A 22,568-nucleotide genomic window follows, 5' to 3' on the forward strand; every position below is an offset into this window, starting at 1 on the left:
CGCTCAGAGCAAGGGCGAGGCCATGGGGACGGCTATCCCTTCACGTCCTGCTTCTCCGACGCCGTCGCAGGCTTGCCCTTGGCGTCAGCACCGACCACGCGAACCTGGTCGCCGTCGGCGAGACCGTCCGGCGGCGCAGTAATGACGCGATCCTCGGCTGCGAGGCCGGAAGCGAGCTCGATGTCCCTGCCGAGGTCACGCGCGATCGTCACGGTCTTGAACAGCACCTTGTCGTCGGGGCCGACGGTTGCGACCCGAAGGCCATCCTTGTTGAAGATCAGCGCGCTGGCCGGGATATGCAGCGGCACGGCATCGCGCAGCAGCGGCAGGCGGACGCTGGCATAACCGCCCGGCATCAGTTCGCCGCTCGAATTGTCGAGCGCAAGCTGCATCCGCGTGGTGCCGGAAGATATGTCGACCGATTGCGAGGAGGCCTCCACCGTCGCCGCAAACGTCCGGTTCGGATATTCCGGCATCGTCAGCACCGCCTTCGCGCCGATCCTGATCGCGGGCACGTAGTTCTGCGGCACGTTGACATAGACGCGTAGCCTCGTGATGTCGGATACCACGAACATCGCAGGGCCGGCGCCGCCGCCGGCATTGATCAGCGCGCCGACATCGGTTTCGCGCGAGGTGACCACGCCGTCGAAAGGCGCCGATATCTTCTTGTAGCCGGCGAGCGCTTCCAGCCGCTCGACATTGGCCTGGCCGGAATTGACGGCCGCCTTCTTGTTGGCGAGATCGGCGCTGCGTTCGTCGATTTCCTGGGCCGAAACGAAGTTCGAGGCGACCAGCGACTTGCGCCGCGTCAGCGTGGCTTCCGACAGGCGGGCGCTGGATTGCTGGCTGGCGAGATCGGCCCTTGCCTGCAGCAATTGCTGGTCGAGGTCCGGCGCCTCGATCTCGGCAATCACCTGGCCCGCCTTGACCTGGGCGCCGATATCGGCGCTCCAGCTTTTGAGATAGCCGCTGACGCGGGCGAAGATCGGCGCGCGCGAATGGGCTTCCAGCCGGCCCGGCAGATCGATGGTGGGATTGAGCGCTTTGGCGTTCGGGAGCGCCACGGCCACCGTCGGGACCGCCTGTTCGTCGGTCCACGCCTTGAGCTTCGCGCTGGAATCCTCGCGGGCGCGAATGCCGGTGGCGACGATCAGCCCTGCGCCGATCACTGTCACCACCGCGAATATGCCCAGCTTCCGGCGTGAGACCGGCGGGCGCGGTTCAGTGGGCATGCGGCATCTCCGATAAGGCGGCAGCTTTGGCGCCTTGTTTCTTGTGTACCATACTGAAGACCACGGGGACAAACATCAGCGTGGCAATCGTCGCGAAGATCAATCCGCCGATCACGGCGCGCCCGAGCGGCGCGTTCTGCTCGCCGCCCTCGCCGAGACCCAGCGCCATCGGCATCATGCCGATGATCATGGCGAGCGCGGTCATCAGCACCGGGCGGAACCGGACGAAACCGGCTTCCAGCGCCGCCGCCACGGGATCGCCGAGTTCTTCATAGCGTTCGCGCGCGAAACTGATCACCAGCACGCTGTTCGCGGTCGCAACGCCCATGCACATGATCGCGCCGGTCAGCGCCGGCACCGACAGCGTCGTCTGGGTCGTGAATAACATCCAGACAATACCGGCGAGCGCCGCCGGCAACGCCGTGATGATCACGAACGGATCGGACCAGGACTGGAAGTTCACCACGATCAGGAAATAGATCAGCACGACTGCCGCGAGCAGCCCGAACAGCAGGCCGGAGAACGCGCTGTTCATCGTCTGCACCTGACCCAGCAGCACCACCGACGAGCCCTTCGGCACGTCCGTTGCTGTATCCGCTATGGCGGCTCTGACGTCGGCGGCGACCGCGCCGAGATCGCGCCCCTGCGGGGTAGCGAAGATCTGCACCATCGGCTGGATGTCGTATTGCGAGACCACGGCGCTGGAAGTCGCCCGCTTCACATCCGCCATGCCGCCCAGAATGGGCGATTGCGGGTTGCCGCTGGCGGTGATCGGCAGCGCCTGCAGCGCGCTGAGCGAGTCCATTTTGTATTGCGGCGTCTGCATCACGATCGAATAGGACACGCCGTTGTCCGGGTTGAGATAATAGGTCGGCGCGACCTGCGAACTGCCGGCCAGGTTGACCACGAGACTGTTGGTGACGTCGCGCGAGGTCAGGCCGACATACTGCGCCCGCGTGCGATCGAGATCGATGTTGAAGGTCGGGTTGTTGGGCGATTGCTGAATGCGCGCATCCGCAATACCGGGAATTTTGCGGATCCGGCTCAGCAGCTTGTTGGCGTAGGCAAAGTTCGCTTCGAGGTTGGCGCCGCGGATCTGCAGGTCGATCGGCGCCGGCGCGCCGAAATTCAGGATCTGGCTGACGATATCGGCCGGCAGAAACGAGAAGTTCAAGCCGGGAAACAGCCGCGGCAATTGCTCGCGCAGGGCCTGGACGTATTCGGCGGTCGGTCTGTGACCCTCCCTGAGCTTGATCTGGATGTCGCCGTCCTGCGGCCCGATCACGCCGGTGTTGTTGTAGGTCATGTTGATGCCGGAAATCGGCATGCCGATATTGTCTGCCAGCGTCTCGATCTCGCCAGGCGGAATGATCTTGCGGATCGCCTTCTGCACGTCAGCGAGCTGGTTGGCGGTTTCCTCGACGCGGGTGCCGACCTGGGTGCGGACATGCATCAGGATGTTGCCGGCGTCGACGGACGGGAAGAAGTTACGGCCGAGAAACGGTACCAGCAGGAAAGACAGCGCGACAACGGCAAGGAATCCCGTCACGAACAGCGGCCGCCGCCCCAGCGCCATCGACAGCAGATCATGGTAGGTGGCGCGGATCCGCTCGAACCGCGCCTCGAAGGCGCGCTGGAAGCGCACCAGCGGATTGCGGGTCGGCGGCGGTCCGCCCTCATGATGGACATGTGGCTGCAGGAGATATTTCGCCATCGTCGGCACCAGCGTACGCGACAGGATGAACGACCAGATCATCGCAAACATCACGGCTTCGGCCATCGGCACGAACAGGAAGCGCGCGACGCCCTGCAGGAAGAACATCGGCACGAACACGATGCAGATGCACAGCAGCGATACGAACGCCGGTGTCACGATCTGGTTGGCGCCGTCCAGTATCGACCGCTCGACCGGCTTGCCCTGCTCCAGATGGTAGTTGATGTTTTCAATCGTCACGGTGGCGTCGTCGACGAGAATGCCGACCGCCAGCGCCAGCCCGCCCAGCGTCATGATGTTGAGCGTCTCGCCGATCGCCGACAGCATGATGATGGCGCCGAGCACCGACAGCGGGATCGAAATGGCGATGATGACGGTCGAACGCCAGCTTCCGAGAAACAGCAGGATCATTACGCTGGTCAGCAGCGCTGCGATGACGCCTTCGACGGCGACGCCCTCGATCGCACCGCGGACGAACACCGACTGGTCGCCGATGAAGCCGATCTTCAACGCCTCCGGAAGCTGGTCCTTGACGTCGATCACCTTCTGCTTGATGCCGGCAATGATATCGAGCGTCGAGGTCGCGCCCGCCTTCAGCACCATCATCAGCACCGAGCGGTTGCCGTCGACGTGAACGATGTTGGTCTGCGGCGGATTGCCGTCGCGCACGGTCGCGACGTCGCGGACATAGACCATCGCGCCGTTGACGGCCTTGATCGGCAGCCCGCCGAGGTCGTCCATCTTCGCGACCGCATTGTTGAGCTGGATGATGTATTCGAACTGGCCGATCTTCTGGGTGCCAACCGGCGTGATCAGGTTCTGCGCGGCCAGCGCGTTAGCAACATCCTGCCCGGACAGCCCGCGGGCCTGCAGCGCGGCCGGATTGAGGTCGATCTGGACCTGCCGCTGCTTGCCGCCGAACGGATAGGGAATGGCCGCGCCCGGCACCGTGACCAGCGGCGTGCGCAACTGGTTGATGCCGAAATCGGCCAGGCTCTGCTCGGTCAGACCTTCGCCGGACAGCGCGATCTGAAGGATCGGGACGGTCGAAGCGCTGTAGTTGAGGATCAGCGGCGGTGTCGCGCCCGGCGGCAATTGCCGGATCATCGTTTGCGAGATCGCGGTCACCTGGGCGTTGGCGGTGCGGATATCGACATTGGGCTGGAAGAAGATCTTGACGATGCCGAAGCCGTTATAGGAATTGGCAACGATGTGCTCGATGTCGTTGACCGTGGTGGTCAGCGCCCGCTGAAACGGCGTGGTGATGCGCCCGGCCATCTGGTCCGGCGGCAGGCCGGTATAATTCCAGACCACCCCGATGACGGGGATCCGGATCTCCGGGAAGATGTCAGTCGGCGTGCGCAGCGCGGCCAGCGGCCCGATGATCAACAACAGCAGCGCGAGCACGACAAACGTATAGGGCCGGCTCAGTGCGATACGGACCAGCGCGATCATGTAAGTGGCATTCCCCGGGGGGCCCCGCAGCTGGATGAAAAACTGGCGCTGCAAAAAGCCCAGTCGACTGCGCTGATTTAGCCGAAACGAGGCCAAAAGGCCAATTCCGGCAGCGCAGCCGCCCTTCACTTCCCCGGCATAGCTCTTGACCCGAGCGGGCCTGCCTCAGGCCGCCCGCACGGAATCCAGGAACTTGCTGACCTCCAGCTTGAGGCGGTTGGAGTCCGACGACAGCGACTGCGCCGCGGAGAGCACCTGCGACGAGGCGGAGCCGGTCTCGCTGGCGCCGCGCTGCACGTCGGTGATGTTGGAGGAGACCTGCTGGGTGCCCTGAGCGGCCTGCTGCTCGTTGCGGGAGATTTCCTGCGTCGCCGCGCCCTGCTCCTCCACCGCCGCCGCAATCGTCGATGCGATCTCCGACAGCCTTTCGATGGTCCCGCTGATTGCCTGGATCGCGTTCACCGACTCCTGGGTCGCGCCCTGGATACTGGTAATCTGCTGGCCGATCTCGCCGGTGGCTTTTGCGGTTTGTTCGGCGAGCGCCTTCACTTCGGAGGCCACGACGGCAAAACCGCGGCCGGCTTCACCGGCGCGCGCGGCCTCGATGGTGGCGTTGAGCGCCAGCAGATTGGTCTGGCCGGCGATGGTGTTGATGAGTTCGACCACGTCGCCGATGCGGGCGGCCGCCTTCGACAATTCGCTGACGCGGTCATTGGTGTGACGGGCCTGGTCGACGGCTTCGCCGGCCATCCGCGCCGATTCCTGCACCTGGCGGCTGATCTCGTTGACGGAAGAAGACAGCTCTTCGGTCGCCGAAGCCACCGACTGCACATTGGTGGATGCTTCTTCCGAAGCCGCGGCCACCATGGTCGTCACCTGCTGGGCGCGCTCGGCGGTCGCCGTCAGCGTGCTGGCGGAGGCTTCGAGTTCGGTCGAGGCGGACGATACGGTTTCGACGATCTCGCCGACGGCCGTCTCGAAGGAATCCGCCAGCCTGACCATCTCGGTCTTGCGCTGCTGGGCCGCGATATGGTCCTGCTTGATCTTGGCTTCCGCTTCCTCGCGCGCCTTCTGTTCCGAGACGACCTTGAATTTCTCGACGGCGCCGGCGACCGCACCGAGTTCGTCCTTGCGGCCAAGCCCAGGCAGCACGACGGAGAAATTGCCGCCGGCGAGTTCGTCCATCGACACGCTCAACGCGCGCATCGGACGGCTGATCGTGAAATAGGAGAATATGCTGGTTGCGATCAGCAACAGCATCGTGCCAATGCCGATTGCCAGGGACTCCCATTCTGCCGCCGCCATTTCCCTTGCAGCCTGGGCGGCCTGCTGTTCCACATTGTGCTTGGCGAAATCGGCGATCTGGTTGGCGAGCGGCTCGAGTTCGGCAACGATCGGCAGTGTAACTTCGCGCGCGATGCGAATGGCTTCTTCGTTCAGCTTCGCGATCTTCGCTGCGGCTTCGGCACCGCCAGCCGCGGCGGCGATCGCTTCATTGCGAACCGCCACAATCTGCTGCGTGCCTTTCCAATAATCCTCCACTCTCGCCTTGATCTTCTCGATGCGGGCGCGATTCTCGGCCGACCTGGACAGTTTCAGCATCTCGTCGGAATAATGGTTGACCGACTTCAACCTGGCCGCGGTATTGTCGGTGGCCTTTTGCATGTCCGCCGCATTATTGGCGAGACGAACGTCGCGCACGCCTACCTGCATGCCGGCGATCGACGCCTTCGCCTCTACCGCATCGCGCGCGATCGTCTGTTGGCCGGCCATGCGAACGTCGAGATCCTGCATCGCCGCGTTGGACCGGATCTGGACGATCACCATCGTGGCGACAAGGAGAACACCGAGGCCCGAGGCGATGCCGAGCTTGGCCCCGATCGAGAGGTTCAGAAGAAGACGCGTTAGGCCCGACATGAGTAAATTCCTTGAAACAGCAGAGGTCAGTAAATCCGCAGCGATACCGTCTGTTTCCCGCACGTGCGAGATCGCGGTCAAAGGAGCGCCGGGCCGAACATCTGGACGAGCCTGTTCGTTGCGAACGAAGGGCTCCTGCGGCAACACCACAGAGCGGCACTCATGCTACCAAGGTTTCACACGATGGTTAATCGGCGGCTAAATCAATGCAGGTTGACGAACGGTAGTATTACGGTGCGTCACGACAGGCAGTTCGGATGCTTGCGATCCGCGGACAATGTCTGCTGCGGCGTTTCGCCGAACAGGTCGCGATATGACGCGGTGAACTCGCCCATGTGCCAGAAGCCGTTCACGAGCGCGACCGCCTTGATCGATTGCAGCGACGCACCCCGCAGCAATTGCTGACGCACGTTCCACAGCCGCCGCAACCGCATATATCGATGCATGCTCATGCCGCGAATCGCAACCACGGCGTTGTGCAGCGTCCGGACCGAGACCCCAAGCTGTCGTGCCACGTCGGCGCTGTACATCGTCTTGCCGGCGTTGCCAGCGACGAACTCGTCGAACTTCCGGACCAGCGACAGATAGTGGCTCAGGCTGAGGCGCTTGGCTTCGGACGCCGGCGATGCCGCAGCCATCGCCAGATCGACGGCCTGCAGGATCGATTCTTCAATACTCCCGATCACGTTCGGCTGGGCGAGGATGTCGGGCGAATGCGACGCGAGCATCAATACGTCGCGCAGCGTTGTCCTGATCACATCGAATTTGGCGCGTTCCGTCGCGATTACCTGAGCGCGGTCGAGTTCGCCCGGCCAGCCGCGATCGTCGACGGAATCGAAATTCACCAGGGCGACCAGATTGGCCTGCTGCTCCACGATCTCGCACTGCGCGCTGCCCTTGACCAGCAGGAATGACGGCGCGCGACCCTCCACACCGTTCAGGATCAGCGAAGCCGCGTCGTCCATCAGCAGACCGACGATCGCCCCGGTCGTGGAATATTGTATCTGAAGGATTCGCGGAAATGTCTGCTGCAGATAGATCGTGCAGGCCTTCAGCCTCAGCGAGGCGAACGATGCGGCGAAGTCCCTGCAATCGAGCGGAATGCTGTTTGCCTCGCCCAATCCTTCGATGCTCCGGAAATGATCGTAATCCGGAGACCGGCTGATCTTCACGAAGTCAGAGTCAACTAGTTCATCAAGCAACGACACGCGGCGATCATCCGAGCCGTCGGCAGCGATCGTCGCAACAACGAAAAAAAGCGCTGGCCGGGAGTGAGAGGGATCGTATGCGCAACTTGACCATGGCGGATGGGCGCCTCGATGCACCCTGCCATCGGATGAAGCGTCTTGAGTTCCGACTCGTCTTCATTGACGCAGAACACGTGGCATCAGATCTTCTGGCATCAGACCTTCACGATGCCTTGGTATCTTACCGATTTTTCCCGATTCCGGAAATTCGTTGGCCACATTCGCCATCAGTTTCACTCAGGGCGATTGGTCGACCGATGCCGCAATCGCAATTTTACGATCTAGGGATGTTTCCTGCTCCTCGTACAGCCGAGCAGCGGGCTGCCCCGAAGGCGGCTTCGCGCTTCTGATTCGGATTCATCGGCGGTGGCAAAGCCGGCATCAGGAGCCGGCTTCGGACCGCATTGTCAGCAGGATCAGGCCGCCCGCACCGAGTCGAGGAACCTGCCGACCTCGAGCTTGAGGCGGTTGGAGTCGCCCGACAGCGATTGCGCTGCCGCAAGCACCTGCGAGGACGCCGATCCGGTTTCACTGGCGCCGCGCTGCACGTCGGTAATATTGGAAGAGACCTGCTGGGTTCCCATCGAGGCCTGCTGCACGTTGCGGGAAATCTCCTGCGTCGCGGCACCCTGTTCTTCCACCGCCGCCGCGATGGTCGATGAAATCTCCGACAGCTTCTCGATGGTGCCGCTGATCGCCTGGATCGCGTTCACGGATTCCTGGGTCGCCGCCTGGATGCCTGATATCTGCTGGCCGATCTCGCCGGTGGCCTTTGCGGTCTGCTCGGCCAGCGCCTTTACCTCGGACGCCACGACCGCGAAGCCGCGGCCTGCTTCGCCGGCGCGCGCCGCCTCGATGGTGGCGTTGAGCGCAAGCAGATTGGTCTGGCCCGCGATGGTGTTGATCAGTTCGACGACGTCGCCGATGCGGGTTGCCGCCTTCGACAATTCGCTGACGCGGTCGTTGGTGACCCGCGCCTGATCGACGGCGTCATTGGCCATCCGCGCCGATTCCTGCACCTGACGGCTGATCTCGGTGACGGACGAGGCCATCTCCTCGGTGGCGGAGGCCACCGATTGTACGTTGGTGGAAGCTTCCTCGGAGGCCGCCGCGACTGCGGTCGTGAGTTCCTGCGCGCGCTCCGCGGTCGCGGTCAGCGTGCCCGCCGAAACCTCGAGTTGGCCGGACGCAGACGACACGGTCTCGACGATCCGGCCGACCGCGGCCTCGAAATCGTCGGCCATCTTGTTCATGTCCGACTTGCGGCTCGCGACGGCGCGGGTCTCGGCCGCGCGTTGCTCGACCTCCAGCGACTGGCGGGCGACGGCATTGCTCTTGAAGATCTCGACCGCCTTGGCCATCTCGCCGACCTCGTCGCCGCGTCCGACGCCGGGCACCTCGACGGCAAGGTTGCCGCTGGCGAGATCGTTCATCGCGGCCGTCATCCGTCGCAGCGGACCGGTGACGCTACGCGCCACGAAGATCGACACCACGAGCATGAACAGCAGGATCACGCCGGCAACGATCAGCGACCGCTGGGTCGAAGCCCAGGTCTGCGCCTTCAGGTCGTCGATATAGACGCCGGTGCCGACGAGCCAGTTCCACGGCGCGAAGCCGACCACGTAGGACAGTTTCGGCTGCGGCTTGTCGAAGCCCGGCTTGGGCCACTCATAGGGAACGAAGCCTGAGCCGCTCTTTTTGACCGCATCGACGAAGTCGACGAACAGCAGCTTGCCGTTCGGATCCTTGTAGCTCGACAGATCGTTGCCGTTCATCTCCGGCTTGATCGGATGCATCACCATCTTCGGATGCATGTCGTTGATCCAGAAATAGTCGTTGTTGCCGTAGCGGAGCGCCCCGATCCGCGCCATCGCGCGCTTCTGGGCGTCGGCGTCCGAAACGCCGCCCTTCTGCGCCGCGGCATGCTCTTCCTTGACGATGCCGAGCGCGAGCTCGCCGAGGTGCCGCAGCTCGATCTGTTTCTGCTGGTCGAGGCTCGATGCCAGTTCGCGCGATTCGAAAAAGGCGACGCCCAGCAGCCCGACGAAGCTGAGGCAGATGAGGCCATAGATCCTTCGGCCAACCGTCATCCTGGCCCGGCGTATCGTTCCAAACATGCTTGATCTCCACGCGACGACAGAGGTCGTCCGCCCCATTGCGCGGAATCGTATAGGTGAGCCGCTCTCTTCCCGTTAATATCTACTCAGTAGATATACTGAGTTCTCCATTAGCTGACTTCACGCAGCCAGCGCCTCAGGCCGCCCGCACCGAATTGAGGAACTTGCCGACCTCGAGCTTGAGGCGGTTGGAGTCCGTGGACAGGGACTGGGCGGCGGAGAGCACCTGCGTCGAGGCCGAGCCGGTTTCGCCGGCGCCGCGCTGCACGTCCGTGATGTTGGCGGAGACCTGCTGGGTACCTTGCGCTGCCTGCTGCACGTTGCGGGAAATCTCCTGCGTCGCCGCGCCCTGCTCTTCCACGGCCGCCGCAATCGTCGAGGAAATTTCCGACAGCCTTTCGATGGTGCCACTGATCTCCCTGATCGCGCCGACCGACTCCTGGGTCGCGGCCTGAATGCTGGATATCTGCTGACCGATCTCGCCGGTGGCCTTCGCCGTCTGTTCCGCGAGCGCCTTCACTTCCGACGCCACGACCGCAAAACCGCGGCCGGCCTCGCCGGCGCGCGCCGCCTCGATGGTGGCGTTGAGCGCCAGCAGATTGGTCTGGCCGGCGATGGTGTTGATGAGCTCGACGACATCGCCGATGCGGGCCGCCGCCTTCGACAATTCGCCGACGCGAGCGTTGGTGTGACGGGCCTGACCGACGGCCTCGCTCGCCATCCGCGCTGATTCCTGGACCTGACGGCTGATCTCATTGACCGAAGAAGAGAGCTCCTCGGTGGCGGAGGCGACCGACTGCACGTTGGTCGAAGCTTCTTCCGAAGCCGACGCCACCACGGTGGTCAATTCCTGCGAGCGTTCTGCGGTCGATGTCAGCGTGCTCGCGGAGGCTTCGAGTTCGGTAGAGGCCGACGACACGGTTTCGACGATCTCGCCTACCGCCCGCTCGAAACCGTCGGCGAGCTGAAGCATATCGGTGCGGCGTTGCGCGGCGGCACGGACTTCCGCCTCCTTCTGCTCACGCTCCATTCGGATCCGGGCAAGGCCATTTTCCTTGAACACCAGGGCGGTTCTGGCGACGTCGCCGACCTCGTCGCCGCGCTCCGTGCCCGAAATGCCGACGTCGTATTTGCCGGCGGCGAGCTGCTGCAACAACTCGACCACCGTCCGGATCGGTTTGGCAATGCCGTACTGACCGACCGCGAAGCCGAACCCCAGGCCGAACACCACGCTTCCGACCGCGAGGATGACAAGCAGCCGCGACGCGGCGGCATACTCCTCCTCCGCGGCCTTGTTGTTTTCCATGACCCGCTGGTCAAGCCTGGTCGCCACCGCGCGGATAGCGATCTGCAGCGTCTCTGCTGCGGCGCGGCTCTTCATCGCCACGTCCCGCAACCCTGCCGCCGACTGCGTCAGCTCCACGGATTTGGCGTCGTCGACCGACTGAAGCGTCTGCTTCATTTGCGACTGATAGGTGGAAAGCGCCGATCTGACGGCCGGCAACAGGGCCTGCGTCTTCTCGTCAGTGGTCTTGCTCACCTCGGCAAGACGCTCCTCGAGCTGCTTGACCTGCTCATCAATCACCGCGCGCGCAGCCAGCCTGTTTTCGTCGCGAGGATCAAGAGCGCTGCGAAACTCGGCGCGGTTCATCGCCACCACATTGTTGTTGGCGCGGGTAGCCAGCAAAGCGCGTTCCGCCGACCGCGCCATGGTGCCGGCGCGGTCGCTCACCGAATGCAGCGAACTGATCCCGAGCCAGGCCATGATTCCCGTGATCAGCGACAGCACACAAATAATCGCCAATACTTTCGTGAGCACACGGAAATTCGCCAGGAGCGACATCAGGAGACCTCTTTGTCAGCGGCTAAAAAACAGCCTGTACAAAGGGTTTAGGCAGCGGCTCTTTATCCAATGTAAAATTGACGCCCCGTAACTCTACGGTGGCTCACGAGTTACTTGCCGAAGCCGATATCGATTTCTCGCTGGCGACAAGAAGCGGCTTGAGCCAACTGATGCTCCACCCGCGAAAAAGAAAAGCCCGGCCGCGAAGCGCGCCGGGCCTTCAATTTTCCTGATGGCGGATAAATCAAGCCGCCCGCACCGAATTGAGGAACTTGCCGACCTGGAGCTTGAGGCGGCCCGACTCCGATGACAGCGACTGGGCCGACGATAGCACCTGCGAGGACGCCGTGCCGGTCTCGCCGGCGCCGCGCTGCACGTCGGTGATGTTGGCGGAAACCTGCTGGGTGCCCCGGGCAGCCTGCTGCACATTGCGAGAGATTTCCTGGGTTGCAGCACCCTGCTCTTCCACGGCGGCCGCAATGGTCGAGGATATCTCCGATAGCTTCTCGATCGTGGTGCTGATCGCCTGGATCGCCCCGACGGACTCCGCGGTCGCCGCCTGGATGCCCGTGATCTGCTGACCGATTTCGCCGGTCGCCTTCGAGGTCTGTTCCGCCAGCGCCTTCACCTCGGACGCCACGACGGCGAAACCGCGGCCGGCGTCGCCGGCGCGGGCCGCCTCGATGGTGGCGTTGAGCGCTAGCAAATTGGTCTGTTCGGCGATGGTGTTGATAAGTTCGACCACCGCGCCGATGCGGGCTGCCGCCTTCGACAATTCGCTGACCCGGTCATTGGTGGTGCGGGCCTGATCGACGGCCTCATTGGCCATCCGCGCCGATTCCTGAACCTGACGACCGATCTCGGTGATGGACGAGGCCATCTCCTCGGTGGAGGAGGCCACCGACTGCACATTGGTGGACGCTTCCTCGGAAGCCGCGGCCACCATCGTGGTCAGTTCCTGGGCGCGTTCGGCGGTCGCCGTCAGCGTGCCGGCGGAGGCCTCGAGTTCGCTCGAAGCCGCCGACACGGTCTCCACGATCTTGCCGACTGCGCCTTCGAAATCATCGGCGAGCTTGATCATTTCGGCCTTGCGCCGCCGCGTCGCGACCTGGTCCTGCTCGACCTTGGCTCCGGCTTCCTCGCGCGCCTTGTGCTCGGCGTTCTCGCGAATGACGGTCACCGTCTTGGCGAGGTCACCGATTTCGTCGCCGCGGCCGGCGCCGGGAATCTCGACGTCGATATCGCCGCCGGCCATCTTGCCCAACGCACCATTCAGGCGCGTCATCGGACGTGCGACCCCGAGGAAGGAAAACACCACCGAGGCAATCAACGACAGGACGACGACGATCGCCATGATCAGGTTGATCTGGTTGGCGCGCTCCGTATCGGACATCACCGCGTCCTTGGAAATCTTCGCATCCTTCTGCGCACCCCCGACCGTCTCCTCCATCAGGTAGGCGACGTCAGCTGCGGCCTTGACGGTGCGGGTGGCGATGATTTCGCTTTTCGACTGCTCGGTTTTTACGGCGTCCTCGTTGGCGGCCAGGAAGCGCTTCACGATCGAGGAAAGGTTGCTGACCACGACCAGCAAATCCCGGTCGTCGGCTTCGCCACGCAGCTTGTTGAAAACATCCTTCAGCGAGGCCTCGGTCTTGCCCATCTCCGTGACCAAATTGGCATCGCCGGTGGCGCCGAGCTTCCAGGCAGCCGCCCGCAGCGCGTTCACCTTGCCATCGGCTTGAAACAGCAAACGCTCGATCTCGAGGCGGTTGTCCAGCTTTTGCATGGCCGGCAGCTTCATCTGAGAATCGACCGACTTGTTCCATTCTTCGGAAATCGCCGAGCGCTTCTCGATCTGCGCCAGCAGGGTCATCTGCGCCTTCGCGAGATCTTCCACTGCCGCGGCAAAGCCTTCCATCAAAGCCCTGGTCTTCTGCAGCTGTTCCTTGGCTTCCGGCCGCTGGGCTATTGCCAGCGCCGCCTCCAGCTCCGTTGCCGCGCCCGCCTTGTGGCGCTGCAGATCGGCAAGGGCCTTTTCGACTTCAGCGCGAGTTCTCGCCAAGCGGACGTCGTCTGCGGCAAGCTGAATCTTCCGCAGGTCGATATGCGCGGCGAGCGCATTATTCGCTACCTGCTGCGATCGCGCGGCGCGCTCGCTGGATCCCTCGATTTTCGATTCGGTGACCATCTGGTTGGCGACCATGCCGATCGCCAGCATGACGCCGACCGCCCCGGCCAAGCCCAATTTGTTTCCGATACGGTTGAGCTTGATCATGTCGACGACCCCAAATTTTCTGAAGCGCATTTTCCGGAAGCGGAAGTTGCGCCGCGACGGAGCCAGCCTGCGCGCGCGGCCCCGAAAAGTACCGGCAAGCGTAGCCGGGACCGGTTAATTTCCGCTTGCGTGATTCTACGGAGTTTCACTCGGGTTGCAGATGTACCGAATTCGCGTATTACGCGAAGAAGGCCGGAAAGCCGGCCCCTTCGGCCGGCCATCGACCGGCCGTCAGGCGGCCCGGACCGAATCCAGAAACTTGCCGACCTCAAGCCTGAGACGATGGCTGTCGCCCGACAGCGACTGCGCCGCCGAGAGCACCTGCGAGGAGGCGGCGCCGGTCTCGCTGGCGCCGCGCTGAACGTCGGAGATGTTGGAAGAAACCTGCTGGGTTCCGCGAGCAGCCTGCTGCACGTTGCGCGAAATTTCCTGCGTCGCCGCGCCCTGCTCTTCTACGGCCGCCGCGATGGCCGACGAGATCTCCGCCAGCCGTTCAATGGTGCCGCTGATTTCCTTGATCGCATTCACCGACTCCTGGGTCGCGCCCTGAATGCCGGTGATCTGCTGGCTGATCTCGCCGGTGGCTTTTGCCGTCTGCTCCGCGAGCGCCTTGACTTCCGACGCCACGACCGCGAACCCGCGGCCGGCATCGCCCGCGCGCGCCGCCTCGATGGTGGCGTTGAGCGCCAGCAAATTGGTCTGGCCTGCGATGGTGTTGATAAGTTCGACGACGTCGCCGATACGACCCGCCGCCTTGGAAAGTTGGCTGACCCGGTCGTTTGTGACGCGGGCCTGGCCCACCGCATCGGTTGCCATCCGCGCCGATTCCTGCACCTGACGGCCAATCTCGGTGACCGAGGAGGAAAGCTCTTCGGTCGCCGATGCCACCGACTGCACGTTGGTCGAGGCTTCCCCGGAAGCCGACGCCACCGTTGACGTGAGCGTCTGCGACCGTTTGGCCGTCGCCGACAGCGTGCTGGCGGAGGCTTCGAGCTGCGTCGAAGCCGACGACACCGTCTGCACGATCTCGCCGATCACGGTTTCAAAATTGCGGGTGATGCCGTCGACGCGGCGGCCGCGCTCGATCTTGGCTTCGGCGTCGGCGGCGGCAGCCTCGTCGGCGGCCTTCTTGGCAATCAGCTCCTGCTTGAACACCTGCAGGGTATCCGCCATGGCGCCGATTTCGGTCGTCTCACCCTGATGCGGCACCTTGGCGCTCAAATCGCCTTTGCCCAGCGCCTGCATCGGGATGACGATGGAGGCAATCCCGCTCGATACGTCGCGGACCAGATAATAGCTGACGCCGATACCGATAATGACGGCCGCACCAAGGATCGCGGCGAGCATCATCAAAGAGGTAGCGTAGCTATCGGCTGCATCCTGCGCCGCCTTGTCGGCGCCGGCGTTGTTGAGGTCGATGTCCTTCCTGAGAACGGTGTCCGCGTCGAGCGCGATCTTGTTGGCCGTCTTGGTATTCAGCTCATGGGCCTCACGGGGAACCTGGCCGGCCGCCTTGCGGGACAGCGCCATGACCTCGTCGCTGCTCTTCTTGTAGCTTTCCCACAACTTGACCCATTCGTTGTACAGCGCCCGCTCTTCCGCGGAGGTAATCATCGGTTCATAGGCGGTGCGGGCCTTGGTAGTGACCTCGATAACGGTGGTGAGCGTCTTTTCGTTCGCCAGCTTTTCTTCCAGCGTCTCGGCCAGCATGTGCTCGCGGATCACGTTGCGATAGGTAATGACGCCGGCGCGCAGGTCGCCGAGCACGCGGACGCTCGGCAACCAGCTCGTCGAGATGTCCACCGTGTTGGCGTTGATGGCGCGCATGTTCCTGACCGAGAGCAGGCCCATGCCCGTCATCGCGACGAGCAGGAAGGCGACCACGGCGATAATCTTGGTGCGGATGGAGTATTTGGCGAGCATGGCGGGAATCTCTTGGTTTTGGGCGCGAGGGCACGCCGAACGTGACGAGGCAGAGAAAGTCGGGAATCAAAAGGATGCCGTTGCGAAAATAAAACCCGATGCGTCCTCAGGTAGAGTTAACGCGCGTTGACAAAAATGCCGACGCGGGGCCGATCTCACCTGGACATCAACGGCTGCGAAGCGATCAGCGCATCAGCTTTAGAGCATCGGAAAAAAACTCGGGCCCACCGAAATTGCCCGATTTCAGGGCAAGCAGCATCTCATCTCTGTCAGCGCCAACAGCGCTTAAAACCGGCACTCCTGCAGCGATTTCTGCGCCTACGAGGAATCCTGGAATGCGCAGGCGATCGACGACGGCGCCTGAAGTTTCACCACCCGCGACCACCAGCCGCCGCACGCCTGACTGCACCAGGCCTTCGGCGATATCGGCCATCGCCTGCTCGATGGCATGTCCGGCTGCATCGCGGCCATGACGAGATTGCAGAGCTGCGACCTGGTCCGGCGTCGAGCTTGAGGCGATCAGGATGGGACCGCCGCTGATTCGGTCACCCGCCCAGGCTAGCGCGCGACGTACCTCGCCGGGGCCGGCGACGATCTGTTCGGGATCGAGATGCAGCACGGCCATGGTCTTTTCGGCGTTGGCGATCTGGGCCAGCGTCGCCTGCGAGCAACTCCCGGCCAGGCACGCCGCCGGCCCGCCGACCGGCGCCCCGGACGTAGCACCTGCCGAAGCCGATTTGACCTTGCCGGAGGCGACCAGCGCCCGGGCAAGGCCGAGCCCGATGCCGGACGCGCCGACCGACATTCGATGATCCAGTGCGACGCCCCCGATGGTTTCGAGGTCGCGGTCGAACACGGCGTCGATAACAGCGGCGCCAAGGCCCTTGCCCGCGAGGTCGGCGAGACGTCCGCGAACCGCATCCGCTCCGCGCGAAAGCGTGGCGAGATCGACCAGCCCGACCTTGGTCTGGCTCTGGCGCGCCAGCACCCGCACCAGATTGGAATCGTGCATCGGATTGAGCGGATGATCCTTCAGCGGGCTTTCGTTCAGCGGCACGGAGCCGACGAACAGGTTGCCCTGATAGACAGTGCGGCCGGTTTCCGGAAAGGCCGGCGTCACCAGCACGATGGCGTCGCCGGAATCGGCGCGCAGCGCATCCATCACGGGACCGATATTGCCGGCGTCGGTGGAATCGAAGGTCGAGCAGATCTTGAACAGCACGTGGCCGGCGCCACGGCCGCGCAGCCATTTTTCGGCGGCGCGCGAACGATCAACCGCAACACCAGCCTCGATCGAACGGCTCTTGAGCGACACCACCACCGCGTCGACCTCCGGCAGCGCGAGGTCGTCCGACGGTACGCCGATGGTCTGCACCGTGCGCAGACCCTGACGGGTCAGCGTGTTGGCAAGATCGGAAGCGCCGGTGTAGTCGTCGGCGATGCAGCCCAAAGACAATTTCACGGTTTTGCTCCGGCATAGGGCTTGAACCAGCCAAGGCCATCGGTGGTCTTGGCCCGCGGGTTGTATTCGCAGCCGACGAAGCCGCCGTAGCCGAGCCGGTCGAGCTCGGCGAACAGGAACGGATAGTTCAGCTCCTCGCCATCGGGTTCGTTGCGCGAGGGAATGCTGGCGATCTGGACGTGGCCTGTGATCGGCATCATCTCGCGCAGCCGCATGGTGACGTCGCCATGAATGATCTGGCAGTGATAGATGTCGAACTGCAGTTTCAGGTTCGGGATCTTCAATTCGGTGATCAGGTCGCGCGCGAAGCCAAAATCGTTGAGAAAATAGCCCGGCACGTTGCGGGCATTGATCGGTTCGATCACGACGTCGAGGCCATAGGCTGCGAAGAACTCCGCGGCCCACGCCACCGATTTATAAAACTGCTCGACGGCTTTCGGTTCGCTGCGGTTGGCGATGCCGGCCATCAGATGCAGGCGCTTGACGCCAGTGGCTTCCGCGTAAGGCAGCGCCGTTTCCAGGCTTCGCTTCAGATCGTCAAAGCGTTCCGGCAGCGCGGCAAAGCCTTTTTCGCCGGCGTCCCAATTGCCCGGCGGCAGGTTGAACAGCGCCTGCGTCAGGCCGTTCTTTTTCAACCGCTCGCCGACGGCGTCCGCCGGATGATCGTAGGGAAACAGGAATTCGACTGCGGTAAATCCCGCTTTCGCCGCCGCATCGAAGCGATCGAGGAACGGCACATCGGTGAACATCATGGAGAGATTGGCGGCAAAGCGCGGCATCGAGCGTCCCCTTCTTGATCTTGCGACTACTTCGGCTCACCCGGCAGATGCGTGCCGGTGACGCGAGCATACATCCGCGCCACCGAGGCGTCGTCATCACGACCCATGCCCGATGCGGCCGTCATCAGAAACATCTGCAGCGCGGCGGCGGCGACCGGCACCGGGAACTTTTGCGAACGCGCCATGTCCTGGATGATGCCGAGATCCTTGACGAAGATTTCAACGGCGCTGCGCGGTGCGTAGTCGCCGTCGAGCACATGCGGCATGCGGTTCTCGAACATCCAGGAATTGCCGGCGGACGCCGTGATCACCTCATAGACCTTGCGGATGTCGAGGCCCTGCTTGGCGGCGAATGCGATGGCTTCCGAGGCGGCGGCGATGTGGACGCCGGCCAGCAACTGGTTGATCATCTTGAACGCCGCGCCCTGGCCGGCGTCATCGCCGAGCTCGTAAAGCTTTGCGGCCATCGCATCGAGGGCCGGACGCGCTTTGGCAAAGGCCGCTGGACTGCCGGAGGCCAGGATCGTGAGTTCGCCCTGTGCTGCGCGCTGCGCACCGCCTGATATCGGCGCGTCGAGGTAGTGCCGCTCCGTTGCCTCCAACTGCTTGGCCAGCCGCCGCGCGACATCGGGGTCCATGGTGGCGGAGGAGATGAACACGGCTCCTTTGCCCAGGGTTTCGGCGACGCCTTTGGCGCCGAACAGGATTGTCTCGGTCTGGGCAGCGTTGACGACCACGCTGACGACGATGTCGGCCGATTTCGCGGCCTCCGCCGGCGTGCTCGCCCCCTTGCCGCCTTCAGCCACGAACCGCGCCACGGAGTCCGCCGAGACGTCGCAGCCGGTCACTTCGAGCCCGGCGCGGCCCAGCGAGGTCGCCATGCCGAACCCCATCGAGCCCAGACCGATGACGGCGACGCGCGGTTTGGCGGATTCTGGCATGCGGCGGTCCCTCAATTGGTTTCATTCTAGCCGCCATTGGCCGGCAGCCTTGCCTCTGGGTATCACGGCTTGGCCGCGCTGCCAAAGCGTGGGAAAAGGCTGAGGAAACAGGGCTATGTGCATGAGCGAAACAAGGATTCGCGAGGAAATCTGCCGCCTTGGCCGCTCGCTGTTCGAGCGCGGGCTGACGCCGGGCTCCTCGGGCAATATCAGCGTGAAACTCGACGACGGCGGCTGGCTGGTGACGCCGACCAATGCCTCGCTCGGCTCGCTCGACCCGGCGCGAATGTCGCGGCTTGGACCGAATGGACGGCTGGTTTCCGGCGATGCGCCAACCAAGGAAGTGCCGCTCCACACCGCGCTGTACCAGACCCGCAGCGCCGCCCGCGCGGTCGTGCATCTGCATTCAGCCCACTCGGTGGCGTTGTCGATGCTGCCCGAGATCGACCCCCGCGCCGCGCTGCCGCCGATGACGCCGTATTATCTGATGAAATGCGGGCAGACGGCGCTCGTGCCCTACTACCGCCCCGGCGATCCGGCGGTGGCCGACGCGATCAAGGGGCTGGCCGGGAAATATTCCTCCGTGCTGCTCGCCAATCACGGGCCGGTGGTGTCGGGCGATACGCTGGAGGCAGCGGTGTTTGCGATCGAGGAACTCGAAGAAACGGCAAAGCTCTACCTGCTGCTGCGCGGACTGAACCCGCGCTACCTCACGCCCGCGCAGGTCGCCGATTTGTCAAAAGTGTTCGGGCTCACGCTGCCCGAGCACGGGCACGACTGACGCCCTGTCTCTATTACTTCGGCACTCCCGGTGCTGCCCTCACTGCATGCAGCTCCTGACGAACTGGATACGCTCGAGCATCCCGAGGCCCTTCGCTTCGGCCTGCTTTCGGCAACCTTCCCGCTTATCCAGGCGCAGTTCGACCTTCTGCAACACACCGAGGCCAATATTGCTGGAGACCTGCGGCGCCAAACCCACGGTGGTGTTGCTGGTATCGGCGGATGGTCCGTCGCCCGCTGCCCGCGCGGTTTCCTGCAATCGTTTGATATCCTCGGGGCTCAATTTCGGCCGCTCGATATTCAGCGTGATCTTGTTGAGCTTGCCGGTAAAGTTGAACGGCGTGGCGTAGTCGTTGTCGTCGACCGGCGTGCCGGTATCCGATCCGATATCGAGCGCCTCATCCCACTGCAGGATGAAGGGAAGCGTGTGCTCCATCTTTTCAGTCGCCACGTCCTTGCCATCGACCTTCAGCACCCCGGTACCGCCCTTCCCGATGCCGCTGTAATCGCCGAACATCATGGTCGCAGCGCCGAGGCCGTCATATTTGAAATCGAACTCGATCACATGTTTGCCTTGCGTCAGCTCCGGGCCCTCCCAGCGCACACGCTTGAGGTCAACCAGGTTCCAGGTGAACACGGGCTTGTTCTTCAGCACATAGAAGCCGTAGCCGCCGAACCGCCCGCCCTGCGTGATCAGCATGCCCTCGGCACCGCCTTGCGGAATCTCCACGTCCGCCTTGAAATTGTAGGAGGCGTTGAGGACGCTTGGCGCGTCGCCGTTCGGCGTGCCGGTGATCGGACGCGTCCAGCTGAAGGAGGTACGGCCGGCGCTGAGGCTGGGCCGCGGCGTCATTAGCCGTCCCGCCACCGAGGCGTCGAGCGGCAGCACCTGGTATTTCTCTGCTTCCTTCCAGAACAGATCCTGCAGCTCCTTCAACTTGGCAGGATTCTTGGCCGCGACATCCTCATACTGTGTCCAGTCGTTCCTGAGATCATAGAGCTCCCAGGGATAGTCCAGCGGGCTCGGCAGCTTGATGCCTGCCGTTACCCACGGCGGACGTAGCACCTTGGTGCTGGCAATCCAACCGTCATGATAGAGCGCGCGGTCGGCGAACATCTCGAAATACTGCGTCTTGTGCGTCGAGGGCGCGTTCGCGTTCTTCGCATCGAAGGTGTACATCATGCTGACGCCCTCGATCGGGCTCTGCTTGATGCCATCCACCATCGTCGGCTGCTTGATGTTGACCGCCTCGAGGATGGTCGGCACAACATCGATGACATGATGGAACTGGTGGCGAACACCGCCCTTGTCCTTGATCACCTTCGGCCATGAGATCGCCATGCCCTGGCGGGTGCCGCCGAAATGCGACACGATCTGCTTGGTCCAGGCGAACGGCGTATCAAACGCCCAGGCCCAGCCGATCGACATGTGATTATAGGTGCGGTCAGTGCCCCAGACGTCGTAGAAATATTTGAGCTGCTCCTCGACCGACGGATTGGCCTGATTGAACATTGCCACTTCGTTCGGCGTGCCATTGGGCTGGCCTTCGGCGCTCGTGCCGTTGTCGCCGTTGATGTAGATGATCAGCGTATTGTCGAGCTTGCCGAGATCATCGATCGCCTGGATCACGCGGCCAATCTCGTTGTCGGCATAAGCGACGTAAGCCGCGAAGATGTCAACTTGTCGAAGGAACAGCTTCTTCTCATCGGCACTGAGTTGTTCCCATTCCTTGATGAGATCTTTCGGCCAAGGCGTGAGCTTCGCATTCTGCGGAATGACACCGAGTTTCTTCTGGTTCTCGAAGATAGTTTCGCGCAGCTCGTTCCAGCCCCGATCGAACAGCTTCATGTCGCCGATCTTCTTGACCCACTCCGGTGTCGGGTGGTGCGGGGCGTGGGTGGCGCCCGGCGCGAACTTGACCAGGAAGGGTTGCTGGGGCGCCAGGGCGTTCATGCGATTGACGTAGTCGACCGCTTCATCGGCCATCGCCGTCACCAGATTCCAACCGGGCTTTCCGACATAGGGATAGATCGCCGTTGTGTTGCGAACCAGATTGCCCGGCTCCCACTGGTTGGTGTCGCCGCCCATGAAGCCGTAAAAATATCCAAAGCCCATGCCGGTCGGCCACTGATCGAACGGGCCGGCCTGGCTCGCCTGATATTCCGGCGTGTTATGGTTCTTGCCGAACCAAGCGGTCTGGTAGCCGTTATCCTGCAGGATGCGGCCGATCGTGGCCTTGTCCCTGGTGATGATGCTGTCATAGCCGGGATAGCCGGTGGCCTGTTCGGCAACAACGCCATAACCGACCGAGTGATGATTGCGGCCGGTGATCAGCGCCGCGCGCGTCGGCGAACACAAGGCGGTCGAATGGAAATTGGTGTAGCGCAAGCCATCATTGGCGATGCGATCGAGAGCCGGCGTCGGAATGACGCCGCCGAACGTCGAAGGTACGCCAAAGCCGGAATCGTCGGTGATGATCAAAAGCACGTTCGGCGCGCCCTCCGGCGGCACGATGCGCGCGGGCCAGTAAGGCGTTGATTTCGTCGCTTCGCGCTCGATCTTGCCGCCGAATTCCGGCGGCGGGGCCGGAAGCTGGTCGCCGGGAATCGTCGTAGTGGCGCTCGGCGCGCCCGGTACGCCGTTGATCTGCTGCGCGAATGCCGGGACAGAAACAAGCAATGTCAGGCTTGTTGCAATCAGGAAGGGATTGACGCGCCTCATACCGCAGCCCTCCATTGGATTATCGCCGGTACTCGCAAGACCGCGGCGCAATAAAAACCAGTGATGAAGAAGCAACAGCAGCGGAAGCTAGCGTTCGGGATCAGGCTTCCGTTGATTTATGTCAAGCACGGGGCTGATCGGTAATGTCGTACGTACGCCCG

At 63.2% G+C, this 22,568-nt stretch carries 13 protein-coding genes; 1 reads left to right on the forward strand and 12 read right to left on the reverse strand.

The features are described from left to right. Nucleotides 1–32: 32 nt before the first annotated feature. The 11 genes from ACVWVY_RS36010 to ltnD all read right to left on the reverse strand — a co-directional run bounded on the left by ACVWVY_RS36010 (nt 33) and on the right by ltnD (nt 18,905). Complete coding sequence (locus ACVWVY_RS36010) at nt 33–1,232, reverse strand: efflux RND transporter periplasmic adaptor subunit (protein WP_456630845.1); 1,200 nt, start codon at nt 1,230–1,232, stop codon at nt 33–35. Then, complete coding sequence (locus tag ACVWVY_RS36015) at nt 1,222–4,401, reverse strand: efflux RND transporter permease subunit (RefSeq protein ID WP_456630846.1); 3,180 nt, start codon at nt 4,399–4,401, stop codon at nt 1,222–1,224. The genes ACVWVY_RS36010 and ACVWVY_RS36015 overlap by 11 nt, the downstream gene beginning before the upstream one ends. Before the next feature lie 165 nt (nt 4,402–4,566). Next, on the reverse strand, nt 4,567–6,318 hold the full coding sequence (locus ACVWVY_RS36020) for a methyl-accepting chemotaxis protein (RefSeq protein WP_456630847.1): 1,752 nt from the start codon (nt 6,316–6,318) through the stop codon (nt 4,567–4,569). Between the two features lie 239 nt (nt 6,319–6,557). Then, nucleotides 6,558–7,526, reverse strand: a complete 969-nt coding sequence (locus tag ACVWVY_RS36025) for a helix-turn-helix domain-containing protein (RefSeq protein WP_456630848.1) — start codon at nt 7,524–7,526, stop codon at nt 6,558–6,560. Nucleotides 7,527–7,981: 455 nt separating this feature from the next. After that, nucleotides 7,982–9,682 carry a methyl-accepting chemotaxis protein gene (locus ACVWVY_RS36030; RefSeq protein WP_456630849.1) on the reverse strand — a complete coding sequence of 567 codons (1,701 nt, stop codon included), beginning with the start codon at nt 9,680–9,682 and terminating at the stop codon, nt 7,982–7,984. Nucleotides 9,683–9,818: 136 nt separating this feature from the next. Beyond that, nucleotides 9,819–11,525 (reverse strand): methyl-accepting chemotaxis protein, encoded by a 1,707-nt coding sequence (locus ACVWVY_RS36035; protein ID WP_456630850.1) that lies wholly within the window; start codon nt 11,523–11,525, stop codon nt 9,819–9,821. A gap of 244 nt (nt 11,526–11,769) precedes the next feature. Beyond that, entirely contained in the window at nt 11,770–13,800 is a 2,031-nt protein-coding gene (locus tag ACVWVY_RS36040) for a methyl-accepting chemotaxis protein (protein ID WP_456630851.1), read from the reverse strand. Between the two features lie 231 nt (nt 13,801–14,031). Further along, nucleotides 14,032–15,723: a methyl-accepting chemotaxis protein gene (locus ACVWVY_RS36045; protein ID WP_456630852.1), complete on the reverse strand. Its 1,692-nt coding sequence runs from the start codon at nt 15,721–15,723 to the stop codon at nt 14,032–14,034. 184 nt (nt 15,724–15,907) lie between these two features. Continuing rightward, nucleotides 15,908–17,185, reverse strand: a complete 1,278-nt coding sequence (gene otnK, locus ACVWVY_RS36050; RefSeq protein WP_456630853.1) for a 3-oxo-tetronate kinase — start codon at nt 17,183–17,185, stop codon at nt 15,908–15,910. Further along, nucleotides 17,182–17,964: a 2-oxo-tetronate isomerase gene (gene otnI / locus ACVWVY_RS36055; RefSeq protein ID WP_456630854.1), complete on the reverse strand. Its 783-nt coding sequence runs from the start codon at nt 17,962–17,964 to the stop codon at nt 17,182–17,184. The genes otnK and otnI overlap by 4 nt, the downstream gene beginning before the upstream one ends. Nucleotides 17,965–17,990: 26 nt before the next feature. Next, nucleotides 17,991–18,905 carry an L-threonate dehydrogenase gene (ltnD, locus tag ACVWVY_RS36060; RefSeq protein WP_456630855.1) on the reverse strand — a complete coding sequence of 305 codons (915 nt, stop codon included), beginning with the start codon at nt 18,903–18,905 and terminating at the stop codon, nt 17,991–17,993. Between the two features lie 121 nt (nt 18,906–19,026). Here ltnD and otnC point away from each other — a divergent pair, with 121 nt between their 5' ends. Continuing rightward, nucleotides 19,027–19,686 carry a 3-oxo-tetronate 4-phosphate decarboxylase gene (gene otnC, locus ACVWVY_RS36065; protein WP_456630856.1) on the forward strand — a complete coding sequence of 220 codons (660 nt, stop codon included), beginning with the start codon at nt 19,027–19,029 and terminating at the stop codon, nt 19,684–19,686. 39 nt (nt 19,687–19,725) lie between these two features. Here the strand turns inward: otnC and ACVWVY_RS36070 are convergent, their stop codons facing one another. Further along, a complete protein-coding gene (locus ACVWVY_RS36070) occupies nt 19,726–22,407 on the reverse strand; it encodes an arylsulfatase (protein WP_456630857.1) in 2,682 nt (893 codons plus the stop codon). Between the last annotated feature and the right edge of the window lie 161 nt (nt 22,408–22,568).

The organism is Bradyrhizobium sp. URHC0002, from assembly GCF_054059515.1.

Coding starts and splice junctions, on each gene's coding strand:
- ACVWVY_RS36045 (WP_456630852.1), bottom strand. CDS start 15,723: ATGCTCGCCAAATACTCCATCCGCACCAAGATTATCGCCGTGGTCGCC.
- ACVWVY_RS36070 (WP_456630857.1), bottom strand. CDS start 22,407: ATGAGGCGCGTCAATCCCTTCCTGATTGCAACAAGCCTGACATTGCTT.
- otnC (WP_456630856.1), top strand. CDS start 19,027: ATGAGCGAAACAAGGATTCGCGAGGAAATCTGCCGCCTTGGCCGCTCG.
- ACVWVY_RS36030 (WP_456630849.1), bottom strand. CDS start 9,682: ATGTTTGGAACGATACGCCGGGCCAGGATGACGGTTGGCCGAAGGATC.
- ltnD (WP_456630855.1), bottom strand. CDS start 18,905: ATGCCAGAATCCGCCAAACCGCGCGTCGCCGTCATCGGTCTGGGCTCG.
- ACVWVY_RS36015 (WP_456630846.1), bottom strand. CDS start 4,401: ATGATCGCGCTGGTCCGTATCGCACTGAGCCGGCCCTATACGTTTGTC.
- otnI (WP_456630854.1), bottom strand. CDS start 17,964: ATGCCGCGCTTTGCCGCCAATCTCTCCATGATGTTCACCGATGTGCCG.
- ACVWVY_RS36040 (WP_456630851.1), bottom strand. CDS start 13,800: ATGATCAAGCTCAACCGTATCGGAAACAAATTGGGCTTGGCCGGGGCG.
- ACVWVY_RS36035 (WP_456630850.1), bottom strand. CDS start 11,525: ATGTCGCTCCTGGCGAATTTCCGTGTGCTCACGAAAGTATTGGCGATT.
- ACVWVY_RS36010 (WP_456630845.1), bottom strand. CDS start 1,232: ATGCCCACTGAACCGCGCCCGCCGGTCTCACGCCGGAAGCTGGGCATA.
- ACVWVY_RS36020 (WP_456630847.1), bottom strand. CDS start 6,318: ATGTCGGGCCTAACGCGTCTTCTTCTGAACCTCTCGATCGGGGCCAAG.